Here is a 19,461-nt window from a genome sequence, read left to right on the forward strand (position 1 = left end):
ATTTCAGCCTGCTGCTCACGCTGGTGGCCACGATCGGCGGCGTGATCTTCGGCACGGTGCTGGCGCTCATGCGCCTGTCGGGCAAGAAATGGCTGGACATGCCGGCCACCATCTACGTCAACGGCATGCGCTCGATCCCGCTGGTGATGGTGATCCTGTGGTTCTTCCTGCTGGTGCCGATGCTCATCGGCCGGCCCATCGGCGCGGAAGTCTCGGCCATCATCACCTTCGTGGCGTTCGAGGCCGCGTACTTCAGCGAGATCATGCGCGCCGGCATCCAGTCCATCCCGCGCGGCCAGGTGTTCGCGGGCCAGGCCCTGGGCATGACCTATGGCCAGAACATGCGGCTGGTGGTGCTGCCCCAGGCCTTCCGCAACATGCTGCCGGTGCTGCTGACGCAGACCATCATCCTGTTCCAGGACACCTCGCTGGTCTACGCGATCGGGGCCTACGATCTGCTCAAGGGCTTCGAGGTCGCCGGCAAGAACTTCAACCGCCCGGTCGAGACCTACCTGACCGCGGCCGTCGTCTATTTCGTCATCTGCTTCAGCCTGTCGATGTTCGTGCGCCGGCTGCAGCAGAAGATCGCCATCATCCGCTGAATGCCAGCCCCCGCCGCGGAGTACCGCGGCGACCCCCGAGGGGTGCCGGCCGGCTAGGGGCGGCCCGTCGCTCGGCCGGGGTCTCAATAGGAGAACGTTGTGATTGATATCAAGAATGTCAGCAAGTGGTACGGCAGCTTCCAGGTCCTGACCGACTGCACGACCAACATCCAGAAAGGCGAGGTGGTCGTGGTCTGCGGCCCCTCGGGCTCGGGCAAGTCCACGCTGATCAAGACCGTCAACGCGCTCGAGCCCTTCCAGAAGGGTGACATCATCGTCGACGGCATCTCGATCGCCGACCCCAAGACCAACCTGCCCAAGCTGCGCAGCCGCGTGGGCATGGTGTTCCAGCACTTCGAGCTGTTCCCGCACCTGTCGGTGACCGAGAACCTGACGCTGGCGCAGATCAAGGTGCTGGGCCGCAGCGCCGACGACGCGAAGGCGCGGGGCCTGAAGATGCTCGACCGCGTCGGCCTGATGGCTCACAAGGACAAGTTCCCGGGCCAGCTCTCGGGCGGGCAGCAGCAGCGCGTGGCGATCGCCCGCGCGCTGTCGATGGACCCGATCGTGATGCTGTTCGACGAGCCCACCTCGGCGCTCGACCCCGAGATGGTCGGCGAGGTGCTGGACGTGATGGTCCAGCTCGCGCAGGAGGGCATGACGATGATGTGCGTCACGCACGAGATGGGCTTCGCGCGCAAGGTCAGCCACCGCGTGATCTTCATGGACGCCGGCCGGATCATCGAGGACTGCAAGAAGGACGAGTTCTTCGGCAACCCCGATGCGCGCTCGCCGCGCGCCAAGGATTTCCTCTCGAAGATCCTTCAGCACTGACCGCCGGCGCGCAGGAGCGCGTGCCGGATGTCGCCCAGCTTGGGTGGCTTGCTCAGCACGATGTCGATGTGCTCCCCGCCGTTGGCTTCGCCGCGCAGGCCCTGAGCGCCCCAGCCGGTGAGCAACAGCACCGGCGTGGACGGCGACAGCGCCTTCACGCGGCGGGCCAGCTGGTGGCCGTCGACATACGGCATGCCCAGGTCGGTCATGACCACCGACACGCCGGGCCCGCCCGCCAGCTCGCGCTCGAACGCGTCGATGCCTTCCTGGCCCGAGTTCGCCTCGATGACGTGGTGACCGTCGATCTCGAGCATGATTTTCAGCGTGGACAGCACCATCGGATCGTCGTCGACCAGCAGGATGCGCATCGGTGCAGGCTGGTTGGTCGATGCCGCCGCCTGCGGGGCGTCGCTCGCGCTGGTGTCGGGCGACGGCGGGAAACCGAGCACGAAGGAGGTGCCGCGGCCGGGCTCGCTGGCGATGTCGAGGGTCGCGCCGTGGCGCTCGGCCATGCCGTACACCATCGCCAGCCCGAGCCCGGTGCCGCGGTCGCCCTTGGTGGTGAAGAAGGGTTCGAGGCAGCGGCGCCGCGTGTCGTCGTCCATGCCGCAACCGGTGTCCGACACCGTCACGCAGGCGCCCCCGGCCGGCGTGGCGGCGGTGCGCAGCGTGATCCGGCCGCCGTCGGGCATTGCGTCGACCGCGTTGAACACCAGGTTGACCAGCGCGTCGCGCAACTCGCTCTCGACGCCTCGGGCGCGCGGCGGGGCGGGCGCCAGCTCGGTGTGCAGCCCGATCACGATGCCGCGCTGCTGCGGCATGTCGTTCCAGCGGGCGCGCGTCAGGTCGACCACCTGCTGCACCACGCGATTCAGGTCCATCGGCGCCATCGGCATTCTGGCGTCGCGCTGGCGATAGAAGTCGCGCATGCGTGCCACGGTGGCGGCCACGTCGTCGACCGAGCGCGCGATGTGGCCCAGCGACTCGCGCCCGCTCTCGCTCAGCCCGCGCTCGTGCGCCAGCAGGTGCTCGGTGAGCAGCGTCATGGGTGAGATCGCGTTGTTGATGTCGTGTGCGATGCCGCTGGCCATCTGGCCGAGCGCGCGCAGCCGCTCCTGTTGCACCGCCGTCTGCTGCGAGCGGTGCAACTCGTCGTAGGCACGCTGCAGCGCGTCGCGCAACCGGGCCTGGTGCGCGGCCAGCGCCACGTGCCCGCCCAGCTGCAGCAGGAACTCGCAGTCGCCGCTGGAGAAGCTCCCCGGTGAACGGCGCGCCACCGCCAGCAGACCGATCGACTTGCCCTCGACCGCCAGCGGCGACAGCACCAGAGCCTGCAGGCCGGCGCCGGCCAGGCGCTGGGCCAGGGGCAGTGGCACCGCCTGCAGGTTCGCCTCGTGCACCAGCTCGCCCTGCAAGCAGCGGCCCAGGCCGTCACCTTCGGCCGCCAGCTGGGCCTGCTCCTGCAGGCCCAGCTGGTCGGCGAGCCGGGCGCCCCGCGCGCCGGCCGCGTCCACCGTCAGGGTGCCGGCGGCTGCGTCGTGCAGCAGCACACAACCGAAGTCGATCGGCAGGTGGTCTTCCAGGCTGCGCACCACCACCTGGAAGATGCTGTGCAGGTCGTGCCGTGCGCCGATGGCACGCGTGATATGCGCCAGCAGGCCCAGCCGTGCGAGCTGCACCGCCGTCCTGGCCTCGGCGGCACGCTGCCGCGCGTCGTGGCGTCGTGCCTCGCCCGCAGCGCCCCACACCAGCAGCGCCAGCACGCCGACGGTGACGGCGGCGTAGACCGCGATGCCGAGTTCCGGGCCGTACAAGCCTGCCGCCCGGCCCTGCAGGTACAGCCAGCCGAGCAGCGGCGGCATCAGCAACGCGGCCGGCAGCAGGCGGCGCAGCAGGCGCCCGCCGGCGTCATCGGCCATCACCTGCGCCACCGGCCCGCGCTCGGGGCGCGCGAGCAGGGTGCCGGCGGCCAGCAGCAGGAAAGCGAGGGCGGCGTGCAGCGCCACCGGGCTGCTGTTGCTGCTCGGGTGGTACAGCGACGACACCGCGTAGGCATAGCCCATCAGCATCACCACCGAGACCACGGCCGCGGCCTGGGCGAGCCACGGCGCGGACTTCCGCGCGGCCGGCGAACGTGCGTCGAGCGCCAGCAGCGCCGCGCCGAGCAGCACGAGCTCGATGGCGGCGAACAGCGGCATGCGCCCCGGGTGGGGGCTACCGGTCGGGTCGGCCAGCCAGCGGTCGATGCCGAGATCGAGACCGAACAGGTACTGCGCCAGAGTGAGCGCGCCCGCGGCCAGCGCCAGCGCCGCGAACGCCTGCGCCAGCGCGCCATGGGCCCGTGTCGCCAGCAGCATCAGCGATGCTCCAGCCGCCACGAGGCCCAGGGCCGTGACGAGCTTCATGTCCGGGAAGCCGGGGGCCAGGCTGCGCAGCGCGGCGATGTCGGCCAGCCAGCCCACGATGACGGCCACGCCGATGCCGGCTGCGGCGGCGCCGCAGGCGAGCGCCGCCGTGCGGCCACGCCCGTGTCCGCCGATCACGTGATCGACGGCGGAAGGGGCTGCGCTGGCGGCGATGGTCATGGGCAAAGGGCGGGGTGTCGCGCATCCTGCCCGGGAGCCCGCAGTAGGGGCTTGATGCAGGACAACGCGCCCGACCTGCCAGCCGGCGCGCCGCAGTCGGGCCCGGACCGTCAGGCCTCGAGCGTCAGGCGTTGAGCGTCAGGCGTTGAGTGTCAGGGCCAGGCGGCCAGGCTGGCGGCGTGCGCGTGCAGCCACTGGCCCAGCGCCCTGGCCGGCAGCGGACGGCTGATCAGGAAACCTTGCAGTTCGTCGCAGCCCATCGCGATGAGCGCCTCGCGCTGCGCTTCGGTCTCGACGCCCTCGGCGGTCACGGACAGGTTCAGCCCATGGGCCAGTTGCACGACGGCGCGGGCAATGGCCTGGGCGCCGGTGTCGGCCGGCAGGCCGGCGACGAACGACCGATCGATCTTGATCTTGTCGACCGCCAGCTCGCGCAGGTGCGACAGCGACGAATGCCCGGTGCCGAAATCGTCGATCGCGACCCTCACGCCCAGGCGCTTGAGCCGGCGCAGCGCCTGCTTGACGGCCTCGATGTCGTCCATCAGCACCCGCTCGGTCAGCTCGAGCTCGAGCCACGCGCCGGGCACGCCTTCCTCGCGCAGCACGGCGGCCACGCCGTCGGCGAAATCCGAGGCGTGGAACTCCAGGCTGGACAGGTTCACCGCCACCGGCAGCGGCGCCCGGCTGCCGTGCTCGGCGTGCCAGGCCTTGGCCGCCTGCACCGCCTGGCGGACCGCCCAGCGGCCGATGTGCCGCATCAGCCGGCGCTGCTCGGCCATCGGCACGAACTCGTCCGGCCCGAGCAGGCCGCGCTCGGGGTGGTGCCAGCGGATCAGCGCCTCGGCGCCGACGCACTGGCCGTCGCGTGCGCGCACCAGCGGCTGGTAGACGAGTTCGAACTCGCTGCGCTCCAGCGCCTGCGCAAGCTGGATCTCGAGCAGCAGCGCCTCGTAGGCCAGGCTCGCCATCGAGGCCTCGAAGAACTGGCAATTGGCCCGGCCGCGCGACTTGGCGACGTACATCGCCGTGTCGGCGTGCTTGATCAGCGTGGCGGGCGTGTCGCCGTGGTCGGGGAAGAAGGCGATGCCGATCGACGGCGTGACCGAGATCGACTGGCCCTCGACCTCCATCGGCTGCTCGATCGCGCGCAACAGCTTGTGCGCGACCTCTTCCGCGTCGACCCGCTGGTGCGCCGCGGGCAGCAGCACCATGAACTCGTCGCCGCCGAAGCGCGCCACGAGGTCGCTCGCGCGCAGGCATTCGGTGATGCGGCCGGCGACGGTGCGCAGCAGCGAGTCGCCGACCAGGTGGCCGAGCGAATCGTTGACGCGCTTGAAGTGATCGAGGTCGACGAACAGCAGCGCGAGCCGGCCGTCGCTCTCGCGGGCGCCGGTCATCAGCTGGTCCAGCCGCTCCATGAACGACGCGCGGTTGGGCAGGCCGGTCAGCACGTCGTGGTGCGCGAGGTGATGGATGCGCGCCTGGGCGGCATAGCGGTCGCGCATGTCGCGCACGATCGTCATGCGGATGCGCTCGCCATTGCGCAGCATCGTGCGCACGATGAACTCGACCGGGATCGGCGTGCCGTCCTTGTGCAGGATGGCCAGTTCGTACGTCGTCTCCTGGCCCGCGCTCATTACCGCCAGCACGCGCGCCACATGCTCAGGGGCGATGAAGCTCAGCACGTGGCGGCCGAGGATCTCGGGCAGCGTGTAGCCAATCAGCGCGAGCATCGGCGGGTTGGCGTCGGTCACCAGCCCGTCCTTGTGGAACACGATGCCCTCGACGCTGGCCTGCATGAACTTGGCCAGCCGTTCCTCCGATTCGCGCACCGAGGCTTCGGCCAGCCGGTGCTTGGTGATGTCGTTGATCAGCACGAAGCACGACTGCGCCGTGCCGTCGGCCCCCAGGTGGGGCAGCAGGTTGACCTCGATCCAGCGCGGCTGGCCGTTGCCGTCGCGCAACTGGCGCTCGTACATCACCGCCTCGCGCTGCTCGAGCACGTGGTCGACCTGCGGCGCGATCTCGCGCGCGGCCGTTTCGCCGATCACTTCGGCAAAGGTGCGGCCGACGATCGAGCGCTCGTCGCAGCCGAAGGTGCGGGCGTACTGCTTGTTGGCGAACAGGCAGCGCCGCGTGGCCGCGTCATAGCAGGCGATCAGCGCCGGCACGTTGTCGGCCAGCAGCCGGAATTGATCGGCGCTGAAGTCTTCCGGGGCGGGGTCGAAGCGGTCGGGCATCAGGCGGCGGCGGGGCCGGAAAATCTTAAGGCTTCCGATACCGCGTGGGAACCCGCTGCTTCAGCGGCGGGCGCGGGCGGCGGCCTCGGTGTCCAGCATGCCCCAGAAACGCGTCAGCCGGCCGCCGGAAGCCTGCCAGATGTGCACCCATTCACACTCGAAGACGCCGCCGCCGGGCAGCGCCTGGGTGCGCTCCCAGCCCAGCACGGTGACGTGGTCGGGCCCGGCGAGGAACTCGCGTGGCTCAAAGGCCTGGATGCCATCAGCCTGGGCGACGCTCTGGAACCACTCGCCGACTTGGCCGTGGCCGCGAAAACGGCCGGTGTAGGGCGCCTTGCTGTCGCCGGTGAACTCCCAGCGCACGTCGGGCGCCAGCAGGGCCAGCAGGCCTGGAATGTCGCCCCGGCCGAATGCGGCGTAGGCATCCTGGACCAAGGCCAAGGGTGTGGTGGCGGGCATGGCGGTCTCCTTCATGAAGCGTGTGGCCGGATCTACGCCACCGGCGGCCCGGCGGATGCAAGACCACGCTGCGACAATTCGCGAATGCCCGCAGTACCCCCCACCCTGACCCTCACCCGCCCCGACGACTGGCACCTGCACGTGCGCGATGGCGCAGCTCTGGCCGCCGTGCTGCCGCACACCGCGCGCCAGTTCGGCCGCGCGATCATCATGCCCAATCTGCGCCCGCCGATCACGACGACGGCGCAGGCGCTGGCCTACCGTGAGCGCATCCTGGCGGCCCGCCCCGCCGCCGGCCAGCCCGGCGCGGATTTCGAGCCGCTGATGACGCTGTACCTGACCGACCTGACGCCGCCCGACGAGATCCGCCGCGCGAAGGCCGACGGCATCGTCGCGCTCAAGCTCTACCCCGCCGGCGCGACGACCAACAGCGATGCCGGCGTGACCGACATCCGCAAGACCTATGCGACGCTCGAGGCCATGCAGCGCGAGGGCCTGCTGCTGCTGGTGCACGGCGAGGTCACCGATCCGGCGGTCGACGTGTTCGACCGCGAGGCCGTCTTCATCGATCGGGTGATGCAGCCGCTGCGGCGCGACTTCCCCGAGTTGAAGGTGGTGTTCGAGCACATCACGACGCAGGACGCGGCGCAGTACGTGGCCGGGGCCGGCGCCCACACCGCGGCGACCATCACCGCCCACCACCTGCTCTACAACCGCAACGCGATCTTCCAGGGCGGCCTGCGCCCGCACTACTACTGCCTGCCGGTGCTCAAGCGCGAGGTCCATCGCCAGGCGCTGCTGGCGGCGGCCGCCTCCGGCTCCGACCGCTTCTTCCTCGGCACCGATTCGGCGCCGCACGCCTCGGCGATGAAGGAGGCCTCGGTCTGCGGCGCCGGCTGCTTCACCGCGCCGTCGGCGCTGGAGCTGTATGCCGAGGCCTTCGAGGCCATCGGCGCGCTCGACAAGCTCGATGCCTTCGCCGGCCACCACGGCCCGGCCTTCTACGGCCTGCCGCGCAACACCGGCACGGTGACGCTGAAGCGCGAGCCCTGGACGCTGCCCGAAACGCTGCCCTTCGGCGACGCGCTGATCAAGCCGCTGCGCGCCGGCGAAACCCTGGCCTGGCGCCTGCAGGCCTGAGCCTCGAACGAACGGAACCTCAATGAGCACCCAGACCGCACGCATCGCGCTGCTGATCGACGCCGACAACTCGCCGGCGGCCAAGATCGACCTGATCCTGGCCGAGCTGGCCAAGCTCGGCGTGGCCAACATCCGTCGCGCCTACGGCAACTGGAAGAAGAACGAGCTCAAGGGCTGGGAGAAGGTGCTGCACGAGTGCGCAATCCGCCCGATCCAGCAGTTCGACGTCAGCAAGGGCAAGAACGCGACCGACATGCTGATCGCGATCGACGCGATGGACCTGCTCTACACCGACCGGCCCGACGCCTTCGGCATCGTCTCGTCGGACGCCGATTTCACGCCGCTGGTGATGCACCTGCGCGCCAAGGGGGCCACGGTCTACGGCTTCGGTGCGAAGAAGACGCCCGAGCCCTTCGTCGCCGCGTGCTCGCGCTTTCTCTACCTCGAATCGCTCGGCGAGCCGGACGAGGAGTCGGAGGCCGAAGAGGCGGCCGCGGCCAACGGCCGCGCGCCCCGCAAGCCGCGCGCCGCACCGAAGAAGCCTGCCGGCACCGAGCTGCGGCGCGACGCGCGCCTGGTCACCCTGCTGCGCAATGCGGTCGACGGCGCGGCCGGCGACGACGGCTGGTCGAACCTGAGCGCGGTGCGCGCGCAGATCGCCAACCAGGCCTCGTTCGATCCACGTAACCACGGTTTCAAGAAGTTCAGCGATCTGGTCGAGGCGATCGGCCTGTTCGAGCTCGACCGGCGTGGCCAGAACCTCTACGTGCGCGACAAGCGCCAGGCCAAGCCTGCCAAGGCGGCGTGAGCGTGCGCCCCGGCGCTTCTTGAAAGGCTGTGTAAAGCTGGGCCGCGGCGGTCGTCGGCCCGGCGGGGCCGGGCGTTGGTCAGGCATGAACAAGTACCGACGCCCCCTGCTTGCCATCGCGGCCATCGTCGCGGTGAGCACCCTGATGTCCGCCTGTGTCGTGGTGCCGGCTCGCGGCTACTACCGCTACAAGTACCGCTATTACGGGCAACTCGAGGTGCCTGCGACCGTGGTGCAGGCCCCGTCGACGGCGCAGGCTTGAGCTCGCGCCCGCTTCACGCCGGCAGGAAGCCCTCGACCGAGAGGTAGCGCTCGCCGGTGTCGTAGTTGAAGCCGAGCACGCGTGCGCCTGCGGGCAGCGCGGGCAGCTTCTGCGCGATCGCGGCCAGCGTGGCGCCGCTGGAGATGCCCACCAGCAGCCCTTCCTCGTGCGCGCAGCGGCGCGCCATCTCGCGCGCGGCCTCGGCCTCGACCTGGATCACGCCGTCGAGCAGCGCCGTATCCAGGTTCTTCGGGATGAAGCCGGCGCCGATGCCCTGGATCGGGTGCGGGCTCGGCGTGCCGCCGCTGATCACCGGCGACTGGGTCGGCTCGACGGCGAACACCTGCAGCTTCGGCCAGCGCGCCTTCAGCACGCGGGCGCAGCCGGTGATGTGGCCGCCGGTGCCGACGCCGGTGATCAGCGCATCGAGCCCATCGGGGAAGTCGGCCGCGATCTCTTCGGCCGTGGTGCGCACGTGCACCTCGATGTTGGCCGGGTTCTCGAACTGCTGCGGGATCCAGCCGCCGGGCGTCTGCGCGAGCAGCTCCTCGGCGCGGGCGATTGCGCCCTTCATGCCCTTCTCGCGCGGCGTCAGGTCGAAGCGCGCGCCGTAGGCCAGCATCAGGCGGCGGCGCTCGACGCTCATGCTGTCGGGCATCACGAGGATCAGCTGGTAGCCCTTGACGGCGGCGACCATGGCCAGGCCGATGCCGGTGTTGCCCGAGGTCGGCTCGATGATCGTGCCGCCGGGTTTCAGCACGCCGCGCGCCTCGGCGTCTTCCACCATCGACAGCGCGATGCGGTCCTTGATCGAGCCGCCGGGGTTGCTGCGCTCGGATTTGACCCAGACCTCGCGGCCCGGGCCGAACAGGCGGTTGATGCGGATGTGCGGCGTGTTGCCGATGGTGGCGAGGACGTTCGTGGCCTTCAAGCGCTTCTCCTGGCGAATGGTGGGGACTGCGCGATCATGCCCCAGCCCACCACGCGTCCGCTCAGGCGCCGGCCCACCTTGAACGGGGGGAAGCCTTGTCATGGGACAATGTTTCGCGTGAAGCAGGCCAGACCGCCGCTGGTGCAATTGCCGAAAGGCAGCACTGGAGGAAGGTCCGGACTGCATAGAGCAGCGTAGCGGGTAACGCCCGTCCACCGCGAGGTGCGGATCAGAGCCACAGAGACGAGCCGGTTCAGTCCGGAGTGAAACGCGGCAATCTCTACGCGCAGCAACACCAAATAGGCCGGCTTTGACGCGGCTCGCTGAGCCGGCGGGTAGGTGGCACCGAGCCGGGCGGGCAACCGCCTGGCCCAGAGGAATGGCGGTCACGGCGCTCGCTTCGCAAGAGGCGGGTGCCGCACAGAATCCGGCCTATCGGCCTGCTTCACACATATTCGGCGAACGAGAAGAACAAGCAGCGGATGAACCCTGAAGCCTCGCGCATCTGGCGCGGCCCGCGCTGGATGCTGGCCGCCTTGCTCGCCTGCCTGGGCATGCTGGGCCCGTTCTCGATCGACACCTACCTGCCGGCCTTCACCGGCATCGCGGCGTCGCTCGGCGCCACGCCGGTGCAGATGCAGCAGACGCTGTCGGCCTACCTGCTCGGCTTCGCGGTGATGAACCTGTTCCACGGCGCGCTGGCCGACAGCTTCGGCCGCCGGCCGATCGTGCTGGCCGGCGTCGCGCTGTTCACGCTGGCGTCGGTGGGCTGCGCGCTCAGCCAGTCGATCGGTGCGCTGGTGTTCTTCCGCGCGGTGCAGGGCATGTCGGCCGGCGCCGGCATGGTGGTCTCGCGCGCGGTGATCCGCGACCTGTTCGCACCGGCCGACGCGCAGCGAGTGATGTCACAGGTGACGATCTACTTCGGCGTTGCGCCCGCGATCGCGCCGATCGTCGGCGGCTTTCTCTTCGTGCATGCCGGCTGGCACACGATCTTCTGGTTCCTGGTCGGCGTCGGCGCGCTGCTGTGGCTGACGATGTGGCGCATGCTGCCCGAGACGCTGCACCCGAGCCAGGTGCAGGCCTTCGGCGTCAGGAGCCTGCTGCGTGGCTACTGGCAGATGGGCTCGAGCCCGAAGTTCATCGCGCTGGCCTTCGCCTCGGGCGTCCCGTTCAACGGCATGTTCCTCTACGTGCTGTCGGCGCCGGTGTTCCTGGGTGATCTGCTGGGCCTTGGGCCGACGCAGTTCTTCTGGTTCTTCCTGTCGACCATCAGCGGCATCATGGCCGGCGCGTGGTGGTCGGGCCGGCTGGCCGGCAAGCTGCCGCCGCAGCGCCAGATCCGGCGCGGCTTTCGCATCATGGGCGCGGTGTCGCTGGTCAACGTGGGCTTGAGCTTCGTGCTGTCGCCGCACGCAGCATGGGCCATCCCGCTGATCGCGCTGTTCGCGTTCGGCTGGGCGCTGATGGTGCCGGTGGTCACGCTGCTGGTGCTCGACCAGGCGCCCGACCGGCGCGGCATGGCCTCGTCGCTACAGGCCTGCATCGGCAGCGCGGCCAACGCGCTGGTGGCCGGTGCGATCGCCCCGCTGGTGATGCACTCGGCGTCGCACCTGGCGGTCGCCTCGCTGCTGATGATGGGCATCGGCGTCGTCGCCTGGATCTGGGTCAAGCCCAGGCTGCAGTTGGCCTGAACGGCGCTCAAGAAGCGGGGCGGCGCGCCGAAATCCCGGCGATGCCCCGCCTCACCGCCGGGGCGTGGAGTTGCCATGCCTTTGCCCTTTGCCCCGCGCTTGCGCCCTCGCTCGACCGCCTGGACGGCTCTCGCCGTCGCGCTGGCCAGCGCCTGGTTCCAGCCGGCGCAGGCCGCCGATACTGGCCACGCCGGCCACGGTGCGAATCCCGCGCCGGCCACCAAGGAGGCCCCGACCGACCCGATGGACCTGCTGCGGCAGAAGCTCGCCGAACGCCTGGGTGCGCGAACGCCGGCCGAAGGCGCGAGCCAGGCCGTGATGCGGGTCGACAACCGCGCCGCGGCCGGGTTGGCGGGCGCCGGCACACTCGCCCCCTCCATCGCCGCGGCCAGCGCGGCCCGCCCCGCAGCGCGCCCGGCCGCGGCGCCCAGGCATGCGGAGGCGGGGGCGCCCGCCCACACGAGCCACGCCGGCCACTGGGACTACAGCGGTGAAGGCGGCCCGGAAGCCTGGGGCAAGCTCAAGCCCGAATACAGCCAGTGCGCGACCGGCCAGCGCCAGAGCCCGATCGACATCCGCGGTGGCATCGCGGTGCAGCTCGAGCCGATCCAGTTCGACTACCGCACGAGCGCCTTCTCGGTGATCGACAACGGCCACACGGTGCAGGTCAACCTGCCGCCGGGCAATGCGATCAGCGTGCTGGGCCGCCGCTTCGAGCTGCTGCAGTTCCACTTCCACCGCCCGTCGGAAGAGCGCATCAACGGCCGCCAGTACGACATGGTCGCCCACCTCGTGCACCAGGATGCCGAGGGCAAGCTGGCGGTGGTGGCGGTGCTGCTCGACCGGGGTGTGGCGCAGCCGATCGTGCAGGCAGTGTGGAACGCGTTGCCGCTGGAGAAGAACGAGGCCCAGGCCGCGCCCGGGACGATCGACCTGAACAAACTGCTGCCCGAGGACAGGCGCTACTACACCTACATGGGTTCGCTGACCACGCCGCCCTGCAGCGAGGGTGTCTTGTGGATGGTGATGAAGACGCCGGTGCCGGTGTCGCCCGACCAGATCGACATCTTTGCCCACCTGTACCCGATGAACGCACGCCCGGTGCAGCAGGCGGCAGGGCGGCTGATCAAGGAATCGAACTGAAGAGCTGAAGGCACCCGGTGCCGGCTGGGCGTCGGCAGTTGATGTGAATCAACCACTGCATCTGGGCCGGGCCCGCATGCGTATTCGCGCATTCAGGAATCAGGTGTCGCGCCGAAACTGTCAGAACTGATCATCCGATCACGGCAGTAGACAGGATTCCTGATGAGACTGAACACCCCGATCGTCGACAGCGAGTTCGAATACCCCGAGAGCCAGACGCTGGTTTCGATCACCGACCTCAAGGGGCGCATCGTCTACTGCAACCCGGCCTTCGTCGAGGTCAGCGGCTACGCGCACGACGAGCTGATGGGCCAGCCGCACAACCTGATCCGCCACCCCGACGTGCCCGAGGAGGCGTTCCGCGACCTGTGGGACACCGTCCAGGCCGGCAAGCCCTGGTCGGCCCCGGTGAAGAACCGCCGCAAGGACGGGCGCTACTACTGGGTGCTGGCCAACGTGACGCCCATCATCGAGGGCAACGCGCCGGTGGGCTACATGTCGGTGCGGGTGCACCCGACGCGCGAGCAGGTCAAGGCGGCCGAAGCGCTGTACGCGCAGCTGCGCCCCGGCCCGGGGCAAGGCGCGATCTGCCTGCGGGGTGGACGGGTCGTGCGCACCGGCTGGCGCGGCCGCACTGCGGCGCTGGCCCGGCCTTCGCTGGGCCTGCGCCTGGGCGCCCTGGCCTTCGGCCTGGCCGCCGCGGCCTTCGGCGCGGGGGCCTGGGCCGGCAGCGACGGCAGCCTTGGCGCGCTGGCCGGCGGTGCGGCGCTCTCGGCGCTGGCGGCCGGCGTGGTGATGTGGTGCCAGCAGCAGCTCGCCGTACGCCCGCTGGCGATGGTGCTCTCGGCCTGCAACCGCATGGCCGCCGGCGACCTGCGCCAGCGCCTGGATGCCAGCCGGGCCGGCACGCTGGGCGAGGTGGCCACGGCCTTCAACCAGCTCAACGTGAACCTGCTGTCGGTCGTCGGCGACGCGCGGCAGGAGGTCGAGCGCATGCGCCGGGCGACGAACGAGATCGCCGCCGGCAACCGGGACCTGTCCTCGCGCACCGAATCGCAGGCCGCGAGCCTCGAGCAGACCGCGGCGTCGATGGAGCAGATCACCGCCACCGTACGCCAGAGCGCCGACTCCGCGCGGCAGGCCGCGGGCCTCGCGGCCGACGCGGACGCGGTCACCCAGGCCGGCAGCGGTGCGGTGCAGACCCTGTCGGGCACGATGCAGCAGATCAGCGCCTCGTCGCACCGCATCGGCGAGATCATCGGCGTGATCGAGGGCATCGCGATGCAGACCAACCTGCTGTCGCTCAACGCCGCGGTCGAGGCCGCACGCGCGGGCGAGCAGGGCCGCGGCTTCGCCGTCGTGGCCGGCGAGGTGCGTGCGCTCGCGCAGCGCACCACCGGGGCGGCCAAGGAGGTGCGGGCGCTGATCGAGACCTCGGGCCGCAATGTCGACGATGGCGCCCGCCAGGCCGACGAGGCCTGCGCGACGATCCGCCGCGCGCTCGACTCCGTGCAACAGGTGTCCTCGCTGATCCAGGTGATCAGCGCCGGCGCGCAGGAGCAGCTCGACGGCATCTCGCAGGTCAACGTCGCCGTCAGCCAGCTCGATTCGATCACCCAGCAGAACGCCGCGCTGGTGCAGCAGGTGGCCGATTCGGCCGTCAACCTCCAAGGGCGCGCCGAGACCGTCTCGGCCGCGGTGCGGGTGTTCCAGCTCGGCCGCGCCGACGATGCCAGCGTGCTCGCGGCCGACGCGGTGGCGCTGCGGCGCGAAGCGAAGGGTCGCTGATCGGCCCCCACGTGCGGGCCGGGGGCGCGCGCCAGGGTTGCGCCAGCGGCGCCGGCTGAGCGCCGTCAATCCGCGCAGGCCGACGCGGCCTAGACTGAACCTCACAGGGTGTGAGGCCGCCGGTGCAGCGGCCATCGCTGGGTGATCGCCGGATATGGGAGCGACCCGGTGCGAGGGGATGTGCCGTTGGAGTACCGCATCGGGCAGAGACTGGCGTCAGCGTGGCGGGCGTGGGCCGGGTCGCTCCGCAAAGGCTGGCCCGAGTGGCTGGCCGGGCGCAGCCTGCGCTCGAACCTGGTGTGGCTGGTGCTGGTCTGCGTGCTGCCGGCCGCCATCGCGGCGGCGGTCGTGATCGTCGCGGCGTACCGCGAGGGGCGGGCCGCACTGATCGAGCGCTCGCAGACCCGCGCGCTGCTGGTGTCGCGGGCGGTCGACGCCGAGCTGGCCAATGCCATCGCCGGGCTGGAGGTGCTGAGCACCTCGCCGGCCCTGGCCGCGGGCGACCTGGCCGCGTTCGACGAGCAGGCGCGGCGCGCGCTGCCCTACCTGCCTGGCAACAACCTGGTGCTCAGTGATGCCGGCGGCCAGCAGCTGCTCAACACCTTGCTGCCCCGCGGCGAGCCGCTGCCGCCGCACGGCAACCCGGCGCTGCTCCAGCGCGTGATCCAGCACGGCGAGCCGGTCGTGTCCGACCTGTTCATCGGTGGCGTCACGCGCCGGCCGCTGATCGCGGTGGAGGTGCCGGTCCGCCACGAGGGCCGGGTCGTCCAGGGCCTGGCGATGGGTTTCTTTCCCGACCGCCTGGTCGCCGTGCTGGCGCGCTTCCGGGCCGACCCGAGCTGGATCGTCGCGGTGCTCGACGGCAGCGGCACCATCGTCGCCCGCACGCACGAGCCCGAGCGCTTCGTCGGCAGCAAGCCACCGGCGGCGCTGCAGGCCGTGATGGCGCGCGGCGACGCGGGCGCCGTCGAGTTGAAGATGCTGGACGGCACGCCGGTGCTGGCCTCGTTCGCGCGCTCGGCGACCACGGGCTGGGCGGTGGAGGTCGGCATCCCGACCGACGCGCTGATGGCGCGCCTGACGGGCTGGGCCATCGGCTTGGCGGCGGCCACGCTGGCGCTGTTCGGCCTCGGGCTGGGCGTGGCCGGCGTCATCGCGCGGCGCATCGAGGCGCCGATTGCCGCCCTGGTGGCGGCGGCTGGCTCGGAACACGGCCGCCCGGTCGGGGCGGCGACCGGCTCGCTGCGCGAGGCCCACGCGATCGCCGACGCGCTCGAGCGTGCCGCGGTGCTGCTGGCCTCGCGCACGGCCGAGCGCGATGCGGCGGCGCAGGCACGCGAGGTCTTTCGCAGCGAGGCCGAGCGCCTGACCCACGAGGCCACGCACGACGCGCTGACCGGGCTCGCGAGCCGCTCGCATTTCGTCGGGCTGCTCGATTCGCGCCTGGCGGCCTGCCGGCAGCACGGCGGACATTTCAGCGTGTTCTTCGTCGACCTGGATGATTTCAAGCCGGTCAACGATCTGCACGGCCATGCGGTCGGCGACGCGCTGTTGCGGGCGGTGGCGACGCGCCTTCGCGCCAGCGTGCGCGAGACGGACACCGCGGCCCGCCTCGGCGGCGACGAGTTCGCGGTGCTGCTCGACGGCCTGTCGCCCGCCGAGGCCGGCGGGGTTGCCGGCGAGCTGATCCAGCGGCTGTCCAAGCCGTATTCGATCGACCACCTGCGCCTGGAGGTGACGGCCAGCGTCGGCGTCGCCGGCTTCCCCGAGCATGCCCAGTCGAGCGAGGCGCTGCTCGCTGCCGCCGACGCCGCCATGTACCGCGCCAAGGCCGCCGGCAAGGGCTACTTCATGGTGGCGCCCTGATTCCTTGCAAATAGGAATCATTCCCAATAGACTGACACCCTTCGATCCCACGCCAGCCTCCGCCAGCACCGGGCAGACCCCCGTCACCTGCTGGAAGAACCTGGCGCCATGCGCCCACGCGCACCCCGTTTCGAGAAGAAGACGTCCGCGGCCGCTCGCCGCGCCGCCTGCCTGGTGTTTCTGTGGCCCGCCCTGGGCGCAGCCGAGGCCAACGAGCCGGCCGCCGCGCCGGCACCGGCCGATGCCGCGGCCGGTGGCCTGCAGCGGGTGGTCGTCAAGAGCCAGGCGCTGGGCGATGGTGACGCCGACGTTGCACGCGCCAGTGCCTCGGCCACCGGGCTGAACCTGTCGCTGCGCGACACGCCGCAGTCGATCTCGGTGACGACGCGCACGACGATGGACGACTTCCGGCTCGACAGCGTCAACGACCTGCTCGGGCTGGCCACCGGCATCGTCGTCGAGAAGGTCGAAACCGACCGCACCTACTACACCGCACGCGGCTTCGACATCGTCAATTTCCAGCTCGATGGCGTCGGCACCCCCTTCGTCTACGGCCTGGTCGATGGCGACCTCGACACGGCCGTCTACGAGCGGGTCGAGGTGATCCGCGGCGCGGCCGGGCTGGTGGCCAACACCGGCAACCCGTCGGCGACGATCAACTTCGTGCGCAAGCGGCCGACCGCCGGCTTCCAGGCCGCGGCCGGCCTGAGCCTGGGCTCGTGGAACGGCCGCCGCCTCGATGCCGATGTGGCCGGCCCCTTGAACGAGGCCGGCAGCGTGCGCGGGCGGCTCGTCCTGGCCTACGAGGACAAGGATTCCTACCTCGATCGCTACCACCTGGAAAAAGGCGTGGCGCACGGCATCGTCGAGGCCGACCTCGATGCCGACACGCTGCTGACCGTGGGCCACACCGCGCAGGCCAACCGGCCGCGGGGCAACAACTGGGGCGCCCTGCCGCTGTGGTTTTCCGACGGCTCGCCGACGCACTACGACACCTCGATCAACACCGCGCCCCGCTGGACCTACTGGAACGCCGACCTCGGCCAGAGCTTCGTCGAGTTGCGGCACCAGTTCGCCAACGGCTGGGAGCTGCAGGGCGGCCTGATGCACAAGTCGACCAGTTCGCAGGGGCGCCTGTTCTACGTCTATGGCGAGCCCGATGCCGCCACCGGTGCCGGCACGATGGCCTGGCCTTCGCTGTACGACCTGGACAACCGGCAGAACATCGTCGACCTGCGCCTGGCCGGGCCATTCACGCTGGGTGGGCGCACGCACGAGCTGGTGTTCGGCGCGAGCGTCTCGCGCTCGAGCCTGCACGACGTATCGAACCACGGCGAGGGCATCGGCACCGTGCTGCCCGACCTCGCCAACTGGGACGGCGACTACCCGATGCCGGCCTTCAACGGCGGGGGCGGCGGCAGCCGCTTCGTCGACAAGCAGCGCAGCCTGTACGCGGCCACGCGGCTGAGGCCGCTGGATGGTGTGCAGGTGCTGCTCGGCGCCAACGCCACCTGGATAGCCAGCAGCGGCGAGAGCTACGGTGCCAGCCGTGCGAAGCAGGAGAACAAGCTCACGCCCTACATCGGCACCGTCGTCGACCTGACGTCGACGCTGGCCGCCTACGGCAGCTACACGACGATCTTCTTCCCGCAAAGCGAGGTCGGCGCGGACCTGAACCGGCTCGAATCCGCCGACGGCATGAACGCCGAAGTGGGCCTGAAAGCCGAGTGGCTGGACAAGCGCCTGACGGGCACGCTGGCGCTGTTCAGGGCGCGGCAGGACAACCTGGCCACCTACGCCCGCTACGACGACGAGCACGGCGTGTCGATCTACCAGGGCGTCGACACGCTGAGCCAGGGCGTCGAGCTCGAACTCGCCGGCGCGTTGACGCCGACCTGGCAGATCAATGCCGGCTACACCCAGCTCGAGGTCGAGACCGCCGATGGCCAGGCGGCACGCAGCTTCACGCCGCGCCGGCTGCTGCGCCTGACCACGACCTGGCAGGCCCTGCCGGCACTGAAGCTCGGCGCCGGCGTGGCCTGGCAATCGGCCATCCACCGCGACGACGTGACCGTCGCCGGGCTGCCGGTGCGCACGGCCCAGGGCGCCTACGCACTCGTCGACCTGATGGCCCGCTACGACTTCGACAAGCACTGGAGTGCGACGCTGAACATCGACAACGCGACCGACCAGAAGCACTTCACCAGCCTGTACTGGAGCCAGAGCTTCTACGGTGCGCCGCGCAGCGTGACGCTGGGCCTGCACTGGACGTACTGACGTCGCTCCTGCCGTCATGCGCGCCGCACTCGTCCGCCTGCACCGCTGGTTCGGCCTCACCGCCGCGCTGTTCCTGTTCATCGCCGGGGCCACCGGCGCGGTGATCTCGTGGGACCACGAGCTCGACGCCGCGCTGAACCCCGCGCTGTACAAAGCGCGCAGCACCGGCCCCGCGCGGCCGGTGGCAGAGCTCGTCGCGCGCATCGAGGCGGCGGACCCTCGCGTGCAGGTCACCTACCACCCGCTGGCGGTCGAGCCCGGCCACACCTTCGTCGCCTTCGTGCAGCCGCGCACGGACCCCGCCACCGGCCGGCCCTTCGAGCCGGGCTACAACCAGGTCGCGCTGGACCCGGCCACCGGCGACATCCAGGGCCGGCGGCAATGGGGCGCGGTGTCGCTGTCGCGCGAGAACCTGCTGCCCTTTCTCTACAAGCTGCACTACTCGATGCACCTGCCCGAAAGCGGCGGCATCGAATGGGGTGTCTGGCTGATGGGCCTGATCGCGATCGCCTGGGTGCTCGACACGCTGATTGCGCTGTGGATATCGTTCCCCAGCCGCGCGCAATGGAAGCGCTCGTTCGCCTTGCGCTGGTCGGCCGGCGGCCACAGGCTGGTGTTCGACCTGCACCGCTCGGGCGGCGTGTGGCTCTTCGTGCTGGTGGTGATGGTGGCCGTCACCTCGGTGTCGATGAACCTCAACCGCGAGGTCATGCGGCCGGTGGTGTCGTGGTTCTCCACGCTGAGCCCGTCGCCCTTCGCCAGCCGCACGCCGGTGGCGCAGCCGATCGAGCCGGGGGTCAGCCGCGCCGAGGTGCTGCGCTCGGCCCAGGCC

General features: G+C 70.7%; 15 protein-coding genes and 1 other RNA gene. 12 read left to right on the forward strand and 4 right to left on the reverse strand.

Going from position 1 to position 19,461, the window contains the following annotated elements; genetic code table 11:
- Positions 1 to 602, forward strand: a 602-nt coding sequence (locus VJ693_RS03845) for an amino acid ABC transporter permease (protein WP_324152146.1), incomplete at its 5' end; no start/stop codon positions are given.
- Positions 603 to 701: 99 nt separating this feature from the next.
- Positions 702 to 1,436, forward strand: coding sequence for an amino acid ABC transporter ATP-binding protein (locus tag VJ693_RS03850; RefSeq protein WP_324152147.1), 735 nt, complete (start codon positions 702 to 704; stop codon positions 1,434 to 1,436).
- Here VJ693_RS03850 and VJ693_RS03855 read toward each other — a convergent pair.
- The 3 genes from VJ693_RS03855 to VJ693_RS03865 form a co-directional block, all read right to left on the reverse strand.
- The gene (locus VJ693_RS03855) at positions 1,427 to 4,021 is read right to left on the reverse strand and encodes a hybrid sensor histidine kinase/response regulator (RefSeq protein ID WP_324152148.1); all 2,595 of its coding nucleotides are present in this window, start codon (positions 4,019 to 4,021) and stop codon (positions 1,427 to 1,429) included. The two genes, VJ693_RS03850 and VJ693_RS03855, sit on opposite strands and share 10 nt — an antisense overlap.
- 152 nt (positions 4,022 to 4,173) lie before the next feature.
- Entirely contained in the window at positions 4,174 to 6,261 is a 2,088-nt protein-coding gene (locus VJ693_RS03860; protein WP_324152149.1) for a putative bifunctional diguanylate cyclase/phosphodiesterase, read from the reverse strand.
- A 60-nt stretch (positions 6,262 to 6,321) separates the two neighbouring features.
- Entirely contained in the window at positions 6,322 to 6,720 is a 399-nt protein-coding gene (locus tag VJ693_RS03865) for a nuclear transport factor 2 family protein (protein ID WP_324152150.1), read from the reverse strand.
- Positions 6,721 to 6,804: 84 nt separating this feature from the next.
- On the opposite strand from VJ693_RS03865, the gene pyrC reads away from it, so the two are divergent.
- From pyrC to VJ693_RS03880, 3 genes are all read left to right on the forward strand, one after another.
- Complete coding sequence (gene pyrC, locus VJ693_RS03870; protein WP_324152151.1) at positions 6,805 to 7,860, forward strand: dihydroorotase; 1,056 nt, start codon at positions 6,805 to 6,807, stop codon at positions 7,858 to 7,860.
- 22 nt (positions 7,861 to 7,882) lie between these two features.
- On the forward strand, positions 7,883 to 8,668 hold the full coding sequence (locus VJ693_RS03875; RefSeq protein WP_324152152.1) for an NYN domain-containing protein: 786 nt from the start codon (positions 7,883 to 7,885) through the stop codon (positions 8,666 to 8,668).
- Between the two features lie 85 nt (positions 8,669 to 8,753).
- The gene (locus tag VJ693_RS03880; protein ID WP_324152153.1) at positions 8,754 to 8,930 is read left to right on the forward strand and encodes a hypothetical protein; all 177 of its coding nucleotides are present in this window, start codon (positions 8,754 to 8,756) and stop codon (positions 8,928 to 8,930) included.
- 13 nt (positions 8,931 to 8,943) lie between these two features.
- On the opposite strand, the gene cysK is transcribed toward VJ693_RS03880, so the two are convergent.
- Entirely contained in the window at positions 8,944 to 9,861 is a 918-nt protein-coding gene (gene cysK / locus VJ693_RS03885; RefSeq protein ID WP_324152154.1) for a cysteine synthase A, read from the reverse strand.
- A gap of 119 nt (positions 9,862 to 9,980) precedes the next feature.
- Between cysK and rnpB the strand changes: the two genes are divergently transcribed.
- The 7 genes from rnpB to VJ693_RS03920 all read left to right on the forward strand — a co-directional run.
- Positions 9,981 to 10,312: RNase P RNA component class A (gene rnpB / locus VJ693_RS03890), an RNA gene on the forward strand.
- Positions 10,313 to 10,343: 31 nt separating this feature from the next.
- Entirely contained in the window at positions 10,344 to 11,555 is a 1,212-nt protein-coding gene (locus VJ693_RS03895; RefSeq protein ID WP_324152155.1) for a multidrug effflux MFS transporter, read from the forward strand.
- Between the two features lie 75 nt (positions 11,556 to 11,630).
- On the forward strand, positions 11,631 to 12,698 hold the full coding sequence (locus VJ693_RS03900; RefSeq protein ID WP_324152156.1) for a carbonic anhydrase family protein: 1,068 nt from the start codon (positions 11,631 to 11,633) through the stop codon (positions 12,696 to 12,698).
- A gap of 162 nt (positions 12,699 to 12,860) precedes the next feature.
- Complete coding sequence (locus VJ693_RS03905; protein WP_324152157.1) at positions 12,861 to 14,486, forward strand: methyl-accepting chemotaxis protein; 1,626 nt, start codon at positions 12,861 to 12,863, stop codon at positions 14,484 to 14,486.
- 168 nt (positions 14,487 to 14,654) lie between these two features.
- Positions 14,655 to 16,352, forward strand: coding sequence for a sensor domain-containing diguanylate cyclase (locus VJ693_RS03910; protein ID WP_324152158.1), 1,698 nt, complete (start codon positions 14,655 to 14,657; stop codon positions 16,350 to 16,352).
- Positions 16,353 to 16,460: 108 nt separating this feature from the next.
- Positions 16,461 to 18,629 carry a TonB-dependent siderophore receptor gene (locus tag VJ693_RS03915; RefSeq protein WP_324152159.1) on the forward strand — a complete coding sequence of 723 codons (2,169 nt, stop codon included), beginning with the start codon at positions 16,461 to 16,463 and terminating at the stop codon, positions 18,627 to 18,629.
- A gap of 16 nt (positions 18,630 to 18,645) precedes the next feature.
- Positions 18,646 to 19,461, forward strand: an 816-nt coding sequence (locus VJ693_RS03920) for a PepSY-associated TM helix domain-containing protein (RefSeq protein WP_324152160.1), incomplete at its 3' end; no start/stop codon positions are given.

Origin of the sequence: Ideonella sp. (genome assembly GCF_035254525.1) — a bacterium.
Classification (GTDB): Bacteria; Pseudomonadota; Gammaproteobacteria; order Burkholderiales; family Burkholderiaceae_C; genus Ideonella.